The 17369-nt window shown below is 69.7% G+C and carries 20 protein-coding genes; 9 read left to right on the top strand and 11 right to left on the bottom strand.

Annotated elements, in window-relative coordinates; genetic code table 11:
* Nucleotides 1-5: 5 nt before the first annotated feature.
* Together NQK81_RS40455 and NQK81_RS40450 are read right to left on the bottom strand one after the other, a co-directional pair.
* Nucleotides 6-278, bottom strand: coding sequence for a hypothetical protein (locus NQK81_RS40455; protein WP_034324749.1), 273 nt, complete (start codon nt 276-278; stop codon nt 6-8).
* A gap of 56 nt (nt 279-334) precedes the next feature.
* Nucleotides 335-1411, bottom strand: coding sequence for a M20 family metallopeptidase (locus tag NQK81_RS40450; protein ID WP_257485702.1), 1077 nt, complete (start codon nt 1409-1411; stop codon nt 335-337).
* Between the two features lie 30 nt (nt 1412-1441).
* Between NQK81_RS40450 and NQK81_RS40445 the strand changes: the two genes are divergently transcribed.
* Nucleotides 1442-2626 carry a cytochrome P450 gene (locus tag NQK81_RS40445; RefSeq protein WP_257485701.1) on the top strand — a complete coding sequence of 395 codons (1185 nt, stop codon included), beginning with the start codon at nt 1442-1444 and terminating at the stop codon, nt 2624-2626.
* Between the two features lie 4 nt (nt 2627-2630).
* Here NQK81_RS40445 and NQK81_RS40440 read toward each other — a convergent pair whose 3' ends face one another.
* Both NQK81_RS40440 and NQK81_RS40435 read right to left on the bottom strand, forming a co-directional pair.
* Nucleotides 2631-4193 carry an adenylate/guanylate cyclase domain-containing protein gene (locus tag NQK81_RS40440; RefSeq protein ID WP_257485700.1) on the bottom strand — a complete coding sequence of 521 codons (1563 nt, stop codon included), beginning with the start codon at nt 4191-4193 and terminating at the stop codon, nt 2631-2633.
* Between the two features lie 61 nt (nt 4194-4254).
* Nucleotides 4255-5058: a class I SAM-dependent methyltransferase gene (locus tag NQK81_RS40435; RefSeq protein WP_257485699.1), complete on the bottom strand. Its 804-nt coding sequence runs from the start codon at nt 5056-5058 to the stop codon at nt 4255-4257.
* 115 nt (nt 5059-5173) lie between these two features.
* Between NQK81_RS40435 and NQK81_RS40430 the strand changes: the two genes are divergently transcribed.
* A complete protein-coding gene (locus NQK81_RS40430) occupies nt 5174-5428 on the top strand; it encodes a hypothetical protein (protein ID WP_257485698.1) in 255 nt (84 codons plus the stop codon).
* Nucleotides 5429-5665: 237 nt separating this feature from the next.
* Here the strand turns inward: NQK81_RS40430 and NQK81_RS40425 are convergent, their stop codons facing one another.
* Entirely contained in the window at nt 5666-6376 is a 711-nt protein-coding gene (locus NQK81_RS40425) for a MerR family transcriptional regulator (protein WP_257485697.1), read from the bottom strand.
* 62 nt (nt 6377-6438) lie between these two features.
* Between NQK81_RS40425 and NQK81_RS40420 the strand changes: the two genes are divergently transcribed.
* From NQK81_RS40420 to NQK81_RS40410, 3 genes are all read left to right on the top strand, one after another.
* Complete coding sequence (locus tag NQK81_RS40420) at nt 6439-6888, top strand: DUF6194 family protein (RefSeq protein WP_257485696.1); 450 nt, start codon at nt 6439-6441, stop codon at nt 6886-6888.
* A gap of 18 nt (nt 6889-6906) precedes the next feature.
* Entirely contained in the window at nt 6907-7626 is a 720-nt protein-coding gene (locus NQK81_RS40415) for a TioE family transcriptional regulator (protein ID WP_257485695.1), read from the top strand.
* Nucleotides 7627-7831: 205 nt separating this feature from the next.
* Complete coding sequence (locus NQK81_RS40410; protein WP_257485694.1) at nt 7832-8989, top strand: S1 family peptidase; 1158 nt, start codon at nt 7832-7834, stop codon at nt 8987-8989.
* A 49-nt stretch (nt 8990-9038) separates the two neighbouring features.
* Here NQK81_RS40410 and NQK81_RS40405 read toward each other — a convergent pair whose 3' ends face one another.
* Genes NQK81_RS40405 through NQK81_RS40390 form a run of 4 tightly spaced genes read right to left on the bottom strand, consistent with a single transcriptional unit; the run spans nt 9039 to nt 11597 of the window.
* Nucleotides 9039-9521 carry a DinB family protein gene (locus NQK81_RS40405; protein WP_257485693.1) on the bottom strand — a complete coding sequence of 161 codons (483 nt, stop codon included), beginning with the start codon at nt 9519-9521 and terminating at the stop codon, nt 9039-9041.
* Nucleotides 9522-9557: 36 nt separating this feature from the next.
* Nucleotides 9558-10529 (bottom strand): alpha/beta fold hydrolase, encoded by a 972-nt coding sequence (locus NQK81_RS40400; protein ID WP_257485692.1) that lies wholly within the window; start codon nt 10527-10529, stop codon nt 9558-9560.
* A 13-nt stretch (nt 10530-10542) separates the two neighbouring features.
* Nucleotides 10543-11007 (bottom strand): DinB family protein, encoded by a 465-nt coding sequence (locus NQK81_RS40395; RefSeq protein WP_257485691.1) that lies wholly within the window; start codon nt 11005-11007, stop codon nt 10543-10545.
* A complete protein-coding gene (locus NQK81_RS40390) occupies nt 11004-11597 on the bottom strand; it encodes a class I SAM-dependent methyltransferase (protein WP_257485690.1) in 594 nt (197 codons plus the stop codon). The genes NQK81_RS40395 and NQK81_RS40390 overlap by 4 nt, the downstream gene beginning before the upstream one ends.
* A 68-nt stretch (nt 11598-11665) precedes the next feature.
* On the opposite strand from NQK81_RS40390, the gene NQK81_RS40385 reads away from it, so the two are divergent.
* Nucleotides 11666-12235, top strand: coding sequence for a helix-turn-helix domain-containing protein (locus NQK81_RS40385; protein ID WP_257485689.1), 570 nt, complete (start codon nt 11666-11668; stop codon nt 12233-12235).
* A 183-nt stretch (nt 12236-12418) separates the two neighbouring features.
* Here NQK81_RS40385 and NQK81_RS40380 read toward each other — a convergent pair whose 3' ends face one another.
* Together NQK81_RS40380 and NQK81_RS40375 are read right to left on the bottom strand one after the other, a co-directional pair.
* Entirely contained in the window at nt 12419-13021 is a 603-nt protein-coding gene (locus NQK81_RS40380) for a response regulator transcription factor (protein ID WP_257485688.1), read from the bottom strand.
* Nucleotides 13018-14121, bottom strand: a complete 1104-nt coding sequence (locus NQK81_RS40375) for a histidine kinase (protein ID WP_257489938.1) — start codon at nt 14119-14121, stop codon at nt 13018-13020. The genes NQK81_RS40380 and NQK81_RS40375 overlap by 4 nt, the downstream gene beginning before the upstream one ends.
* Nucleotides 14122-14239: 118 nt before the next feature.
* On the opposite strand from NQK81_RS40375, the gene NQK81_RS40370 reads away from it, so the two are divergent.
* From NQK81_RS40370 to NQK81_RS40360, 3 genes are read left to right on the top strand one after another with little or no spacing between them, the layout of a single operon-like run.
* Entirely contained in the window at nt 14240-15121 is an 882-nt protein-coding gene (locus NQK81_RS40370; RefSeq protein WP_257485687.1) for an ABC transporter ATP-binding protein, read from the top strand.
* A gap of 15 nt (nt 15122-15136) precedes the next feature.
* Nucleotides 15137-15856, top strand: a complete 720-nt coding sequence (locus tag NQK81_RS40365; protein WP_257485686.1) for an ABC transporter permease — start codon at nt 15137-15139, stop codon at nt 15854-15856.
* A complete protein-coding gene (locus tag NQK81_RS40360) occupies nt 15853-17295 on the top strand; it encodes an alpha/beta hydrolase (RefSeq protein ID WP_257485685.1) in 1443 nt (480 codons plus the stop codon). The genes NQK81_RS40365 and NQK81_RS40360 overlap by 4 nt, the downstream gene beginning before the upstream one ends.
* The last annotated feature ends 74 nt before the right edge of the window (nt 17296-17369 follow it).

The raw sequence follows: 17369 nt of genomic DNA, 5'->3' as shown, positions 1-17369 counted from the left end.
GTCCGTCAGCCGTAGACGATGCGGCGCAGTTGCCGCTCGGACAGGTCGGGAGGCGCGACGAGACGACGGCTCAGCTCACCGGCGATACGGGGGAAGATCTCGGGGTTCTTCCTGCCCTCGGCCTGCAACCGGGCATGCCGCTCCCGGACGTACTGCTCGACCGGCTGCCGGTAGAACGCCAGGACGTCCTCGACGACACGGGCGGCGATGGCCGTCGACAGACCCGTCGACAAGGCCACCTGCTCGACGATGTCCGCGTCCTCCACGGAGCCCATCATGCACATCGGGGTACCGAAACGCCAGTTCTTGCCCGAAATCGGGCAAGAACTGGCGATCAGCGACCCTGGATCGCCTTCACCAGCTCGCCGGCCAGCTCCGCCCGTTCCGCCATCGACCCGACCAGCAGGTACTCGTGATCGGCGTGCGCGCCGCCACCGACGGCGCCGAGCCCGTCGAGAGTCGGGACGCCGATCGCGGCCGTGAGATTGCCGTCGCTCCCGCCGCCGACGGACACCCCGGCGATTCCGGGCAACAGCCGTTCCGCGATCGCGAACAGGTCCGCGGCGGCGGACTCGGGCATCGGCGGCCGGTGGATCCCGCCCCGCACCGTGATCTCCGCCCCGCGCAGGCGCGGGGTGAGCGCGGCGAATCCGGCTTCGACCCGTTCCTTCTCCTCCGTGGTCTCGACTCGCACGTCGGCCACGACGGTCGCGGACGCGGGCACGACGTTGCTCGCCGTTCCCGCCGAGGCGACCGTCGGGGTGACACTGGTCCCGGCCTCGGGCCGGTCGAGCGCGGCGATCGCCAGCACCTGATGCGCGGCTTCGGTCAGGGCGTTCACGCCCGCCTCGGGTTCGAGGCCGGCGTGCGACGCCCGGCCCGTGACGAGGACCTCGAACGTGCCGCAGCCCTTGCGGCCGATCTTGAGCCCGCCGCCGTCGGCCGCGCCTTCGAACACGAGCACCGCGCCGCACGCACGGGCGCGTTCCTCGATGAGCGCGCGAGACGCGTGCGAACCCGTTTCCTCGTCGGCCGTCACCAGGATCTCGACGCCGGAGAGGTCGCCGAGCGCGGCCAGGCCGTGGATCGCCTGCACCAGTCCGCCGAGCATGTCGAACACCCCCGGCCCGGTCACGCGGCCGCCGGCCACGGCGAACGGGCGGCGCGCCAGCGTGCCGATCGGGAACACGGTGTCGTGGTGCCCCAGGATCAGCACGCGCGGTTCACCGCCGCCGGACCACCGGACGTGCGGTCCCGCCGCACTCTCGACCAGGGTCGCCGTTCCGCCGAGGCGGGCCTCGACGAGAGCGGCCACCGCCTCGGCCGACGCCGTGAGTGCCTCGATGTCCCCCGAGGGCGACTCGATCTCGACGAGGGTCCGGAGGTCTTCGATCATCGCGTCCGCAGTCATGCCGATACCTTCGCGCATAGGATCGGGATCATGCTCGAGAACCTGCTCACGCCGGAGACCAGGACCGATCCGTACCCGTTCTACCGTCAGGTCTTCGACCGCGGCCCGGTCTTCGCGGCCGCGGACGGGTTCTTCGTGGTGAGCGGGTTCGAGGAAGCGTCCTCGCTGCTCAAGAACCCCGCGTTCGGCCACGGCGAGCGGGAGGTGCTGCCGGATCCGCACGAGAACGAGCCCGTCGACGAGCAGGGCAGGGTGGTCCGGTCGTTCCTCGCACTCGACCCGCCCGACCACACGCGGCTGCGGCGGCTGGTGTCCAAGGCGTTCACGCCGAGGATGGTCGAGCAGCTCGCGCCGAGGATCGAGGAACTGGCCAAGGAACTCGTGTCGAAAGCGCTCGAAATGGGCGAATTCGACCTGATGACCGAGATCGCGAAACCGCTGCCGGTCGTCGTCATCAGCGAGCTGCTCGGCGTGCCGCTGGCCGACCGCGAGCGCTTCGAAGGCTGGTCGCATGCCATGGGGCGGGCGCTCGACCCCTCCTTCCTGATCGCGAAGGAGACCGTCGCGGCGGCCGTCGCCGCCCGGCGCGAATTCGTCGCCTACTTCCGCGAGCTGGCGAAGGACCGGCGGAAGCGGCCGACCGGCGATCTGTTCTCAGATCTGGTGTCGGTGTCCGACGAGGGCGACCGGCTCAGTGAAGGCGAATTGGTGATCACCGCGATGCTCCTCTTGGTCGCCGGGCACGAAACGACGACCAACCTGATCGGCAACGGGGTCCTCGCGTTGCTGAACCATCCGGAACAGCACCGGAAACTGGCCGAAGACCGCTCGAAGATCCCGAACGCGATCGAGGAGATGCTCCGGTACGACTCCCCCGTCCAGCTGACCACGCGGCTGGCACTGCGGGACACGACCGTCGGCGATCAGTCCGTCGGCAAGGGCGCGCAGGCCGTGGTGCTGCTGGGAGCGGCCAACCGCGACCCGCGCGCCTACGAGGATCCGGACCGCTTCGACGTCGACCGCCCCTCGCCGAGGCATCTCGCGCTGGGGCAAGGCATCCACTTCTGCCTCGGTGCTCCGCTGGCGCGCCTGGAGGGCCGCACCCTGTTCGAGGCACTGCTCGGCGCCGGTCCCTTCCACCGGACCGCGGATCCGGTGTGGGTGAAGCAGGTGACGTTGCGCGGCCTCGAAAGCCTGCGGCTCGAATTCGCCTGACGGGTCAGGCCTTCGGTGTCGCGAGCGTGGTGGGCCGGGCGCGACCCCGCAAGGTGACGTCCTCCGTCGCCTTCCATCGCGCGGCTTCGTCCTCGGCCGCCGACTCGATCGCCGTCCACGAAGCGAGCAACCGGGCTTCGACGTTCTTCGCGAGTTCGGTCAGCCGGGCGGCTTCGTTGACCGGGTCGCCGATCACCGTGTACTCGAACCGCCTCGGGTCACCAACGTTGCCCGCGACCACCTCGCCCGTCGCCACGCCGATCCCGGCCGGGCATTCGGGAACCTCCGCCGCCAGCCTGCGCGAAATCGCCCGGCCGGCGGACAGCGCGAGGGTCGCGTGGTCGGCCAGCCGCACCGGTGCGCCGAAGATCGCCAGCGCGGCGTCGCCGACGAACTTGTTGACCAGCCCGTGGTTGCGGTCGACCTCGTCGACCACCACCGCGAAGAACCGGTTGAGCAGGCCGACGACCTCCTCGGGCGGGCGGCTCGCGGCCAGCGCGGTCGACCCGATCAGGTCGACGAACAACACCGACACCGTCCGCACCGTGCCGCCGAGTTCGGCCGACGTACGCATCGCCTCGCTCGCGACGTCCTCGCCGACATGCCTGCCGAACAGGTCCCGCAAACGTTCGCGTTCGGCGAGACCGACGGCCATCCCGTTGAAGCCCGCCTGCAGCAGACCGAGTTCGGTGCCGTCGTAGACCGGGATCTCCACGGCGAAGTCACCGGCCCGGACCCGGCCGAGCGCGTGCTGCACCGACCGGATCGGGTTCACCACGGCGCGCGCGGTGAACACGGTCACCAGCAGGCCGAAGACCAGCACGACGAGGCCGAGCGCGATGACCGAGATGGCGAGCTTCGTGGTCGACACGTCGCCGCGCACCCACGCCAGCACCGCCGTGACCACCAGCCCGGCCACCGGCACCCCGGTGCCGAGGCACCAGAACAGCAGCATCCGCAGATTGACCCCGCCGCTGAGCGGCCGGTCCGGCGAGGTGCCCGCGAGAGCGAGGGCCGCGTACGGCCTCAGGATGAACTCCCCGGCCAGGTAGGCGATCGCGCAGACGACCACCCCCGCGAAGGCGACCACGAGCAGTTCGGTGAGCACGACCCGCGGCTGCACCAGCGCGGCCAGCACACCGAAGACGACGGTCGCGATACCCCACAGCACGGCCTGGACCAGCGTCAGCCGTAACGGGACGCGGAGGCTGGCCGCGCGCTCCTCGTCGCTCGGCGTCCGGCCGTCGGCGGCCCAGCGCAGGGTCCGCAGCGCCCCGCGGGTGCCCCACAGCGCGCCGACCACGACGGCGGAGACCACGTAGACGGGGACCGCGATGGCGGTCACGCGGACGAGTTCGCCGGACATGCCGGGAGCGGGCATGAGCAGCGCCGCCAGCCCGACCACGACGAGTGCGCCGATGACGTTGGTCGCGATCAGCGTCCCGGTGAGCAGTCCTTGGACGCGACGGCGCAACGCGGCCGAATCCTGGTCGAGCGGGCCGAGCAGCCAAGAGCCGAACGGCCCCTGCCCGCGGCCCCGAACAGAGGAGTCGTTGTCTGGTCGCACCCGTGTCCCGCCGTTCACCCCGGTTTGAGTGAACGACTGTACACCGAAGTGGGCTCGGCCGTCAGCGGACGGTGCCCGAGCCGATCAGTGTCGTGGCGTCGAGTTCGGTCACGCCCTCGGCCCGCAGGGAATCGAGGTAGCGCCCACGCACCTGCTCGACGACGCCGGGTTCGAGGCCGTCGAGCAGCCCACGGAATCCGGAGCCGATGACGACCAGCCACGCGACCTCCGGTGTCATCTCCAGTCGCAGCTCGTTCACCACGACGTCCACATCGGACAGATTCCGCTCGGAAAGCCATTCTCCGTAAGGTCCTGCCTGGTTGATGCGGTCGATCAGCCCCGGCTCGCGTTCGGGCGGCGGCGCGGAATCGGTCACCGCCGCCACCGCGCGGCCGAGGTGACGGCCCGCCGCCACCATCGACCCGCCGCGCCAGATCGTGAACACGGCCCGGCCGCCGGACCGGGCCCGGTCGATCAACCGCTCGGTGCCGTCCGTCATGTCGGGGAAGAAGAAGATGCCGAGCGCGCACTGCACCACGTCGTAGCCGCCGGTGCCCCATTCCGTCGCGTCGGCCTCGTGCGCGCGCAACTGCGGCAGATCGGCCGAAAGGCGGCGCAATTCGCCGACCATCGGGCCTGAGAGGTCGATCGCGTCCACCACGCCACCGGCGCCGACGGCGCGCGCCGCGGGGATCGCCGACGCCCCGGTGCCGCAGCAGGCGTCGAGGACGCGGTCTCCTTCGGCGAGCCCCGCCGCCGCCACCGTGGCGGCGCCGATCGGCTCCCAGAGATGCCGCCCGAGCGCGGCGAAATCGGCGGCGGCCGCGTCGAAGGCCCGCTGGGTTCCCACTTTGCGAGAAGACATGCCGCGACGATAGCCGTTTCGCGCCCCGTGCGAACCCGGCTGCGACGGACGGAGGCCGCGGGAACGTCCATCCAGTGGGCGAATCGCGCACCGTCGCGGCCCTAGCGTGGCCGGTATGAGGAAAACGTTGCTCGCGCTGCTCGGCGCGGCCGCCATGACGGGCGCGATCGCCACCCCCGCGTCGGCGAGTACGCAGGAGACCAGGGAATTCGTCGGGCACGGGTCGAGCGACTTCGGCCTCGCGCTCTTCTACGCCCGCCACGACGCCAGGACCCAGGCGGAACGGGCGGGGTTCACCGACTGCGAGGAGTACTACAAGCTGGTCATCTCGCCCTATTCGGCGACGGTCTTCTGGCGCTGCACGCGCTGAGAGCGATCCGGCGCCCACGTCTGTCCTATGTGGACCATCACTTGAGGGGGACGGCGTGTTGCGAAAGCCACTTTCACAACATTGACCGTTGCGAAAGTGGCTTTCGCAACGTCGACAGGGCGGGAGGTCTCGGTACCCCCAGCTCGTGTCGCGAAAGCCACTTTCGCGACGTCAGATGTCCCGAAAGTGGCTTTCGCGACACCAGCGCCGGGCCCGGACCGTGCGGGGAAGGCGCGCTCACCTCTCGGCCTCTCGCACCACCAGGGAAAGGGCGGCGGTGCCGTCGAAAAGCGCCCGTGAGCGGGCCGCGATCCCTGCGTCCCTGGCGGCGAGCGCGGACGCCACGTCCTCCAGCCTCCGGGAGCGCCGCAGCTCCGGCATCAACGCCCGGAGCGGCGCGACCCGGTAACCGGCCAGCCGCAGCTGCTGCACGATCCGCGCGTCCCGCACCTGGGAAGGCGTGTACCGCCGCGTCCCCCGCCGATCGCGGCCGGGGACGACGAGCCGTTCCGTGTCCCAGTGCCGCAGCGTCGACGGGCGCACGCCGAGCGCCGACGCGAGCTCGGAGACGCTCATCGAGTCCGAGCCGCGTACGTCTTCGATCGGTTCGCGCGAGATCACCCGGACCGCTTCCCTTGCCTCCCTGAGGTCCGCGCGTTCGGCGTCGAGCCCGGCGTGGGCGGCGTCGAGGAGCGCGAGCACCTCGGGGAGCGGATCCCGGTGCACGGCGCGGACGATCTTCTTGGCCTCGACCGGCCCGACCCCGGCCGCGAGCGCGCGGTAGGCCAGCGCGGACCGGAGGTGGATCTCGCCGTAGGTCCGATAGCCCGAGGCCGTCCGTGACGCCGCCGGGAGCACGCCGTCTCGTTCGAGGTTGCGCACCTGCTGGACGGAGCAACCCGCCAGGCGCGCGACCTCCGCCGTGCGCATCGATTTGAGACTTGACACCTTGACTCCGTCGAAAATCCGCTCGAACCCTCCACAAGCACTTTAATGCCACGCTTGAGCACATGACCATCGAAGAGATCATCGGCCTCGTATCGGGCCTCGACGGCGTCCTGACCCTCACCCCCGGCCCCGGCGACGAATGGCCGGAACTCAGCTGGGGCGACGCGTTCTTCTACTACTCCCCCGACGGTGTCGTCCCGACGAACGTCCAGCCCTTCGCGACGATCGTGACCAAGAACTATCCCGGCGACGAGAGCTCGCGGCTGGACCGCCCGGACACGTTCCGCGTGAACATCCACGCCGGTAAGAAGGAGTTCACCCGCCAGCTCGGCCAGGACCCCTCCGCCACGGACACCCTGATCGCCCATCCCGTATACGGCACCGCGGGCTGGCTGGCGGTGGTCAACCCGGCGACGAACACCGACCCGGCCACCCGCGAGCTGCTCGAAACGGCCTATCGGCTGGCTCGCGCCCGTTACGAGCGGCGGGCGGATTCCTCGCGCCGCCGGTAGACCGAATATCGTGGGGCGGTGGGCCGGAACCTTCAACCCCGCGAGCGGCTCAGGCCGGTCGACCTGGCGCGCGAGCACGGTCTGTCCACCCAGGCCGTCCGCAATTACGAGGCGGACGGCATCCTCCCCGCCGCCGAACGCGGTCCGCAGGGCTATCGCACCTACACGCCACTGCACGCGCAAGCCCTTCGCGTGTTCCTCGCCCTCGTACCGGGGCACGGCCACGCGACGGCGACGTCGATCATGCGCGCGGTCAACCAGGACGCGGTCGAGGAGGCTCTCCGGCTCATCGACGAAAGCCACGTGCAACTGCTCGACGACCGCCGCACCCTTCAGGACGTCGCCGCCGCGATCCGCGATCTCGAACCCGTGGCGCAGGAGCGGGGTGAGATGTTCGTCGGCCCGCTGGCGCGGAAGCTCGGCGTCCGGCCCGCCACCCTGCGCGAATGGGAACGAGCGGGCCTGCTGCGCCCCGGACGCGACCCGAAGACGGGCTATCGCGTCTACAGCGCGGCCGACGTGCGCGACGCGAAACTGACGCATCAGCTCAGGCGCGGCGGCTACCTCCTGGAGCGGATCGCGCCGGTGCTCGACCAGGTCCGTTCGGCGGGCGGGATCGTCCCGCTGGAGTCGGCGCTGCGCGACTGGCACTCGCGTCTCTCGGCGAGGGGCCGCGCCCTGCTCTCCGGTGCCGCCGCGCTGGAGAGCTACCTCGACGTGGCACTTTTGCGCCAATGACACTTCCGCGCAATTGATTACGCGGGCAATTCACGTTTTCCGCATACGAAAGTAGGTCCGCGATCACGGATCCTACTTTCGGCGCTACGGCATGCCGTACGGGCGCTCGTACTGTGCGTGACGTCGAGATGAACCGCCCGGTCCCCTGCGCTTTCCGAACATATTCCGGCGGTTCGTCGTTCCCTCCTTATCGAAGGAAATTCGCATGCGAATTCGCGGACCCGTCATGCTCACCCTGCTGAGCGTCTGTGCCGGAATCGGAGCGCTCGCCGTGCCGGCGACCGCCGCGCCGGTCACCGCCTACGACCAGACGATGCTCGAGACCCTCGCCGCCCAGCTCAAGGTCAGCCCGCTTCAGGCCGCCAAGAAGCTGGACCACGAAAAGAACCTGATCGCGTCGCTGGAGAGCATCAGAACGCGCGGCCTCCACACGGACGGCGCGTACTTCGACGAGGCCGGCGCCCTCGTGGTGAACGCCGACGCCGCCTCCGCCAAGGAGCTCCGCTCGGCCGGGCTCACCCCGCGCACCGGTGTCCGCGGCGAGAACGCGCTGAACGCCCTGTCCGCCAAGGTCGGCACGGTGATCGGCAAGGACGTCGGCCAGGTGCAGGCCTGGGGTCCGGAACTCGCGGCCGACCAGGTCGTCGTCACCGTGCAGCCGGGCGCCGACAGCGCCCTCGTCCGCCGCCTCACGGCGTTGCCGGGCGTGTCGGTCCAGACCGGCGTCGCCAACGGGAACACCACGCACGCCGACGTCATCCCCGGCCAGATCATGGACCTCGTCCCCGGCACCAACTGCTCGCTCGGCTTCCCCGGCACCACCAGCAGCGGCAACAACGTGATGCTCACCGCCGGGCACTGCGTCGAAGGCAACCCCGACATCCTCAACCGCAGCGGTGTCCACATCGGCCGCGGTGTCGCCACCCAGTTCCCGTCGGCCGACATGGGCCTGATGGACATCGACGCCGAGGACACCGGCCGCGGCTACGTCGACACCCGCATGGGCACCACGGTGCGGATCACCGGCAGCTCGAAGGCGCCGGTCGGCACCACGCTGTGCAAGGCGGGCAACACCACCGGCTGGACCTGCGGCAAGATCACCGCGTACAACCAGACCGTCCGCTACAGCGGCGAAAGCGTCGCCACCACCGGCCTGGCCAAGTCGACCGTCTGCACCGAGGGCGGCGACAGCGGCGGCGCCTACATCGCGGGCAACACCGCGCAGGGCATGACCTCCGGCGGCCCCGCCGACGGCCACGACTGCGGCTGGAACCAGGGCGCCAACGCCACCGGTTCGTACTCCTACTACCAGCCCGTCGTGGACGCGGCGAACAAGTACGGGGTCACGCTGACCCGTTCCTGACGCACTGATCGCGATGACCGGGGAGCGCCCGCTCCCCGGTCATCGTCGTCTACCGGGAGCTCAGGATCTGCTCGCGCAGGATGTCCGCGTGACCACCGTGCTGGGCGAGTTCACGCAGCATGTGCAGGTACACCCAGCGCAGCGGAAGCGGGCCGCGCCGGTTGCCGTGGAGCAGGTCGTCCAGGTCGAGGGCGGCCGCCGCCTTCCGCGACACCTCGCAGGCTTCGCGATACGCCTGCCGCACCGTGGCGATCGTGTCCTCCTCGCCGAGGATGAACGACTCGTCGGGCGTCTCGGGGAGGCCGATCTCGGTCCGCGGGCGGCAGGTGACGGCTTCGACGAACCACACCTTCTCCACGAAGGTCGCGTGCTTCACCAACCCGAGCAGGGTCGTCCGGGAGGGGACGAGCGAGCGGCGGGCCTCCTCCTCGGTCAGCCCTTCCAGTGAGCTGTCGAGAACACGACGGTGCTCGTCGAGGAAGACCTCGAACTGCTCGCGGAACGGGTGGTTGAGGACTTCCAGCGTGGACATGGGGGAAGCATCGCAAAGGTTCTCGATCTTGGGCAACTACTTCAAGAAGCCGACCAGTTCGGCGCTCACGAACTCCGGATTCTCCTCGGCGAGCCAATGTCCCGCCCTCGGCACCTCCACGGCGCGGACCAGGTTCGCGACGCGGGGTGCCAGGGTCGCCTTCTGCGGTTCGAGCAGACCTTCCGCGGTCATCAGGAGTGTGGGGGTCGTGATCGGTTTCGCGCCGGCGTTCGCGGTCGCGTCCTGCCCGAGTGTGCGGTAGAGCTCGAAACCGCCGTGCAGGACCTCCGGCCTCGTGTAGGTGCGGGCGTACTCGTCGATCTCGGCGTCGTCGAACGGCGACGGCGCCTCCGGCCCGCCGAAGGCCGTCCCCGAGTAGGCGACCTGCGGGTAGAACAGGGACAGGTATTCGCGGACGTCGTCGCCGACGACGGCTTCGGGAACCGTCTTCTGCGAATGGAACGCGATGTGCCAGCTCAGATTCCGGTAGGCCGTCGCGTCGAGCGCGGGGCCCGGCAGCGGCAGATCGAGGTACGCGAGTTTGGTGATGTCGCCGGGGAATTGCGCCGCATATTGAAAGGCGACCGCGGCGCCGAGATCGTGCCCGGCGATCCGGACGTCGCGCAGGCCGAGCCGTCCGGCCACGAGGCCGTGCACATAGCGCGCGAGCGTCGCCTTGTCGTAGCTGGGTGGCGAGCCGGCGCTGTCGCCGAGTCCGGGCAGGTCGAGGGCGTACACCGTGAAGTGTTCGGCCAGCGCGGGCATGACCCGGTGCCAGCCGTACCAGGTCTGCGGCCAGCCGTGCAGCAGGACGAGCGGGGCGCCCTTGCCACCGGTGACGTAGTGCATCTTCACTCCGTCGACGTCGGCGAACTCGTGCCGGAACTGACTCGCGAAAGCCGTGTCGCCGCGGGTGACGTTCTCGTAGGGCGGGGTGGCGGCCGGGGGTGAACCGCAGGCCGTCAGCAGGACGAGGGCCACGAAGAACGCGGCGGCTCGGTGGAACATGGGGATCTCCGTTTCAGCGCCCGGTGGCGCCATCGATCAGTTCGCGCAGGATGTCGGCGTGTCCCGCGTGCCGTGCGGTCTCTTCGATCAGGTGGGTCAGCGTCCAGCGCCGTGATCCCCGGCGGGGCCCGGTCGCGGCGAGGTCGTCCCAGGAAGCGATCTCGGCGTTCGCCTCGGCGACTGTTTCCCGGTAGGCGGCCAGAATCGAGGCCGTCGTGTCGTCCGGGCTCGGCCGGAACGTCGCCTTCCAGTCGGTGACGCGGTGGCCGAGCAGCCAGTGCCGTTCGACGTGGGTCAGGTGTTTGACCAGGCCCAGCAGATTCGTGCCGGACGGCACGCCGGGGGCGCGGGCCCGGTCTTCCGGCACCCCTTCGGCCTTGGCCATGACCGCGGTGCGGAGGTAGTCGAGGAACCCGGCGAGCACCTCCTTCTCCCCCGGGCCCGTCGAAGGCGGCCCGGTGTCGCGTTTGCGGCTCATCGCCCGGCCCGCCGGAGCACCAGGACGTGGTCGACGACCATCGCGGTCCGGCCCGCAGGACCGGTGGCCAGGCGTTCCGCCGCCTCCGCGCGGTCGATCGACCACTCCGCCGGGGCGAGCTCCAATCCGGCCGCCACCTCGGCAGGCGTGGGGTAGTGGGCGTCCTGATCCCACGACCAGGGCGCGGCGGAGCCGTGGTCGACGACGACCAGCCGCCCGCCGGGGTTCACCGAACCCGCGGCGGTGCGCAGGACGCGGGCGCGGTCCAGCTCGAACGGTGTGTGGAAGTACTGCGCCGACACCAGGTCGAAGGTGCCGCTTGGGAAGTCTTCGGCGAGATCGACGCGGAGCGCGGTGATCGGTCCGCCACGTTCCCGGAGCGAACGCACGGCCGCTCCGGAGATGTCGACCGCGGTCACCCGCCAGCCTCGGGCGGCCAGCCACACCGCGTCTCCCCCGCCACCACAGCCGAGGTCGAGCGCGGTGCCCGGTGCCAGCGGGCCCGCGATCTCGGCCAGTCTCGCGTTCACCTTCGGCGTCCCCTCGGACCGCCGTTCGTGGAGTTCGTCCCAGAATTCCGTCGCGTTCATGATCGTCACTCTCGCCTCAGCGCATCCGATTTGGCACGAAAACTTGCCGACCTGGCAAGATCGGCGACATGGACGAGACGGACGAGGTACTGGACGCGGTCGGCCCCCGGTTGCGCGCGCTGCGCAAACGCCGGGGACTGACCCTTGCCGAGCTGTCGGCGACGACCGGGATCTCGGAAAGCACCTTGTCGCGGCTGGAAAGCGGCGGCAGGCGGCCGACGCTGGAGCTACTGCTGCCGCTGGCCCGCGTGCACGGCGTGCCGCTCGACGACCTCGTCGGCGCTCCCCGGACCGGTGATCCGCGCATCCACCTCCAGCCGATCCACCGCCACGGCATGACGTTCCTGCCGCTCACCCGGCGCGCCGGCGGGGTGCAGGCGTTCAAGATGCTCATCCCCAGCAGGGCCGAACCGGCGGAGCCGACGCCGCAGACCCACGGCGGCTACGAATGGGTGTATGTCCTCAATGGACGGTTGCGGCTGGTGGTCGGCGACCGCGACATGGTCCTGCCGCCCGGCGAAGCCGCCGAGTTCGACACCGCGCTGCCGCATTGGCTCGGCTCGGCCGACGGGAAAGCCGTCGAAACCCTCGTCCTTTTCGGACCGCAGGGCGAGCGCGCGCACGTCCGGGCGCACTAGGCCGAAAAGCCAAAGGTGCCCGAAAACGTCGGTACAGAGGGTCGTGAGTGCGGGGCGGTGCCGCTCGAAGCCCGCGCCCACCGACGTTGCGAAAGCCACTTTCACAACCTTCAGCGTTGCGAAAGTGGCTTTCGCGACACTCCACCGCCGGCCCCGACCGCAGCCCGACTTGCAGGACAGCGCCTAAAGCCAATCGTGCTCACGGGCGTACCTGGCGGCTTCGTGCCTGGTCTGCGTCTGGGTCTTCTGCATCGCGTTCGAGAGGTAGTTCCGCACCGTGCCCTGCGCGAGATGGAGCTGCGCGGCAATCTCGGCGACGGAATAGCCCTCGCCGGTCACCCGCAGCACCTCCAGCTCCCGCTCGGTGAGGGGGCAGTCGTCGACGACGGCGAGCGCGGAGACGTCCGGGTCGATCCAGCGTTTGCCCTGATGCAGGGCGCCGATGACGAACGTGATGTGCGACGGCTCGGCGGCCTTGCTCACGAAGCCCTGGACGCCGAGTTTGAGGGCCTTGCGGAGCACCCCGGGTTTCGCGTGCCGGGTCAGCATGAGGATGACCTGGTTCGGCCGGGTGCGGCGGATCTCCGCGACCGCGCCCAGCCCGTCCACCCCGGGCATTTCCAGGTCGATGACGAGCACGTCGGGCTCGTGCCGCAAGGTGGCCTCGACGGCCTCTTCGCCGTTCTCCGCCTCGGCGAGGACGGTGATCTCGCCTTCGAGCGGGAGCAACGCGGCCATCGCCTTGCGCAGCAGGACTTCGTCGTCGGCGAGCACAACCGTGGTCATCGTTCCTCCCGGGCGGGGAAGGACGCGGCCGTCACGAACTGCCCGTCTTCCTGTTGCACCGTCAGTTCACCACCGTCCGCGACGACACGTTGTTCGAGCGCGGCCAGCCCGCGGAGTTCGGGCAGCGGCGCTCGCTGGGCACCGTCGTTGACGATACTGATGCTCCATTCCGACAGCGTGATCCGCACGCGGGTCGCCTGCGCGTGGCGCAGGATGTTGGTCGTGGTCTCACGCAGGACCTGGCCGAGCAGCCTGCCCGCCGCCGGATCGACGTCCGCCTCCCGGTTGACGCGCACACGGATCCCCGCTGCCTCGAACAGGTTCCTCGCGTTCTCCAGTTCGGCGGAGAGGTTGAGGCGACGCTGGGCGTAGGCGAGTTCCTTCGTCTGGGTGATCGTGTCGGCCACGAGCGCGTGGATCTCCCCCAGTTCCTGTTTCGCCCGCTCGGCGTCGATGTCCACCAGCTTCCTGGCGAGCGCGGTCTTGAGCTTCACCACGTGCAGCGTGTGCCCCTGGATGTCGTGCAGATCGCTCGCGAACCGGACGCGTTCCCGGATCACGGCCAATTCCGCCTCCCGCTCGCGCGACTCTTCGAGCTCCTTGACGACGTCGTAGAACCGCTTGTTGGGGAACATGAGGCCGAGCACGACGGCCGTGAGCGCCGCCGGGACGAACACGAAGCTGACCAGCTCACCGGAGACGTCCTCGTGGGAGACCAGCGGCCTCAGCGCACCGACCGCCGCGATGTACGCGACGAGCGCGACGGCCGCCGCGATCCGGTGCCGGGGCAACTGGGGGACGACCAGGGAACCCACGAGGAAGACGCCGAAGAACGACGAACTCCCGCCTGCCACCAGCACCGAGAACGGCCACACGGCCGCCGCGACGACCAGGCACGGGATCGCCACCAGCAGGACCTCGCCCGCCGCCCACCGCACGAAGGCGACCATGGCCGCCAGCACGCCCGCGCTCAGGACGGCCGCGTGCCACCAGGTCCGCGCGTCGGACGCGACCACGATCACCCCGCCGACGACGAGCAGCGGGAAGAACATGGTGAGGTTGAGCCGGCGCAGCTTTCCCTTCGCCGGCTCGGTGTCCAAAGCAGACATGAGCCCAGTATCGGCCCTGCGCGAAGGCGGGCACCAGTGACACTGCGTCATACCCGTTCGTGACGTGATCTCACTGGCCGGGCCGCGGCGGAGAGACTGGAATCGGGCCATGACTTCGACAGCAATCGACGTTGACCGCCTGAACCTGAAGTACGGCGACTTCCACGCCGTGAAGGATCTGACCTTCCAGGTCCGGCAGGGCGAGTTCTACGCCCTGCTGGGCACGAACGGCGCCGGGAAGACCTCGACCCTGGAGACCCTGGAAGGACACCGGAATCCGACGTCGGGCACGGTGCGGGTGCTGGGGAAGAGCCCGCGGGACCGCGCCGCCATCCGCCCCGAGATGGGCATCATGCTGCAGGAGAGCGGTTTCTCGCCGGATCTGACGGTGAAGGAATCGATCCGCCTGATCGGGAGCCTGACGCAGCGCACGGACCGGCTCGAACGGGTCCTCGGCATCGTGGACCTGACTCGCAAGGCCAACACGAAGGTGTCGCAGCTTTCCGGTGGCGAGAAGCGGCGGCTCGACTTCGCGACCGCGGTGTACGGCTCGCCGCGGCTGGTGTTCCTCGACGAGCCGACGACCGGTCTGGACATCCAGTCCAGGGACGCACTGTGGGACGCGGTCGACAAACTCCGCGAGGACGGTTCGACCATCGTGCTCACCACGCACTACCTGGAAGAGGCCCAGCAGCGCGCCGACCGCATCGGCCTGATGCACCGGGGCACCTTCCACCGGGAGGGCACGGTCTCCGAACTCACGCGGACGCTGCCCGCCGTGATCCGGTTCTCCCTGCCGCCTTCGGCCCCGGCGCTGCCCTTGCAGGGCAAGCGTGAACACGACGGGAAGTTCGTCATCGAAACCTTCGGCCTGCAGAAGGACCTGCACGTCCTGCTGCGGTGGGCGCAGGACAACGCCGTCGAACTACGGGATCTCGAAGCGGGCCCGACCCGGCTCGACGACGTGTTCCGCGCCATCGACAACGACTAGCCACAAAGGACTCTCATGCTTTCGATTGCCCGTAGCGAACTGATCCAGATCTTCCGGAACCGCTCGGTCCTGATCACCAGCTTCGTGATGCCGCTGGCCATCTCCACGTTCTTCGTCTATCAGCACGAGGTCTTCGCCAAGATCGGCAGCCTCGGATACATCGCGGCGATCGTGATGTTCACCGTCTGCGCGTTCGGCCTCTACACCAGCGCCGTGACCACGCTGGCCTCGCGACGGCAGAACCTCTTCCTCAAACGGCTGCGCTCCACCGCGGCGGGCGACGCGTCCATCCTGGCCGGCCTGGTACTGCCGGTCACCGTCATCTCGCTCGTCCAGGTCGCGGTGATCATGATCGTGCTGGGCTCGATCACCGGAACGCCCGCCGACGTCGCCCTGCTGGTGGTGGCGGTGCTCGCCAGCGTCGCCATGATGATCGGCCTCGGCCTGGCCACCGCGGGCCTGACCAATTCCCCCGAGCACGCCCAGGTCACCACCTTGCCGGTCAGTCTCGGCGTGATCGCCGTCGCCAGCTGGGTCGGCATCTCCGGCACCGACGAGCTGACCTTGCTCAAACGGCTTCTGCCCGGAGGTTCGGCGACGGAACTCGCCGTCAACGCCTGGAACGGCGGCGTGGCCGTCACCGACTCGCTGCTGCTGCTCGCCCCGACGCTGGCTTGGGTCGTCGTCGCCGTCGTCCTGGCGACGCGGCTCTTCCGCTGGGAGCCGCGCCGATGACCGTCCGAAGTGGAATGAAACTACTTCCCGTTCTGGTCGCGGTCTTGGTGACCACGGCGGCCCCGGCGGTAGCGTCGGCCTCACCTGCGCCGAAATGGGGACCGTGCCCGGAAGAGGCGGCTGGCCTCGGCCTGGAATGCGGCACGATCCAGGTACCGCTGGATTACCGCGACCCCGGCGGCAGGACCATCGAGATCGCGATCTCCCGGCTGGCGAGCACCAAACCGGAGAAGCGCCGCGGCGTACTGCTGACGAACACCGGTGGCCCCGGCGGCGAAGGGCTGGCCTATCCGGCCACGCTCAAGAAGCTGAACATCCCGCAGGAGGTGCTGGACGCCTACGACGTCATCGGGATGGACCCGCGGGGCGTCCACAACAGCACACCGGTGACGTGCGGGCTTTCCCTCGCGGAGCATCCGACCAACATCCCGAGGTATGCCAGGAATTCGGCCGACGTCACGAGCGAGGCGCAGCGGGTCGCCGCCGTCGCCGCGAAATGCGGTTCCTCGGCCACCGCCCCGCTCCTGCCGTACATGACCACCGCCAACACCGCCCGCGACATGGACCGGGTGCGCGAGGCGCTCGGCGAGCGGAAGGTGAACTACTTCGGCATCTCGTACGGCACCTACCTCGGCTCGGTGTACACGTCGTTGTTCCCCGAGCGCAGCGACCGGTTCCTGATCGACAGCGCGACCGGCCCCGGCGGCTGGGACGCCTCCTTCTCGCGCCTGTTCGGCCAAGGCGTCGAAGACCGCTTCCCGGACTTCGCGAAGTTCGCCGCCTCGAAACCCGAATACGGCCTGGGCCGGACGCCCGCGCAAGTGACGGCGAAGTACTTCGAGCTCGCCGCGCGGCTGGACCGGACACCGAGCCCGGACGGCTACAACGGCCAGGTGTTCCGCCACGTCACTTTCGCCGAGCTCTACTACGACCGGCGTCTGCCGCATCTGGCCGAGACCTGGCGCGCGCTCGACACCGGCAAGCCCGTCCCTTCGTCTCTGTCCGGTGCGGGCTACCCGTCGGACAACTACATCGCGAGTCAGCTGCACGTGATCTGCAACGACTCCGACTGGCCGGAGGACGTCGGCACGTATCGACGCAACGTCGCCATCGACCGGTTCCGCCATCCGCTGTTCGGCGCGGCGGCCGCGAACATCACGCCGTGCGCGTTCTGGCCGTCCGAACCGATCGAACCGCCCGTGAAGATCACCGACCGTGGCCCGTCGAACGTGCTGATCGTGCAGAACCTCCGCGACCCGGCGACGCCGCTGGCGGGAGCACGGAAGCTGCGCCAAGCCTTCGGCGACCGCGCCAGGATGGTGACCGTCGACCAGGGCGGACATCTGGCTTACCTGTTCAAGGACAACAGGTGCGCGAACGATCTCGCGACGGGGTTCCTGGTGGGTGGGACGCGGCCGGGGCACGATTTCGCCTGCTGATCGCCTGGGTCGTGACCGGTCCGTTCATCCGGGACTGTGTGGATTTCGGGACGTTGGATGACCCGAAATCCACA

This window comes from Amycolatopsis roodepoortensis (assembly GCF_024628825.1).
Classification (GTDB): Bacteria; Actinomycetota; Actinomycetes; order Mycobacteriales; family Pseudonocardiaceae; genus Amycolatopsis; species Amycolatopsis roodepoortensis.
The sequence above is the reverse complement of the archived record's forward strand: the minus strand, read 5'-3'. Positions and strand labels throughout refer to the sequence as shown.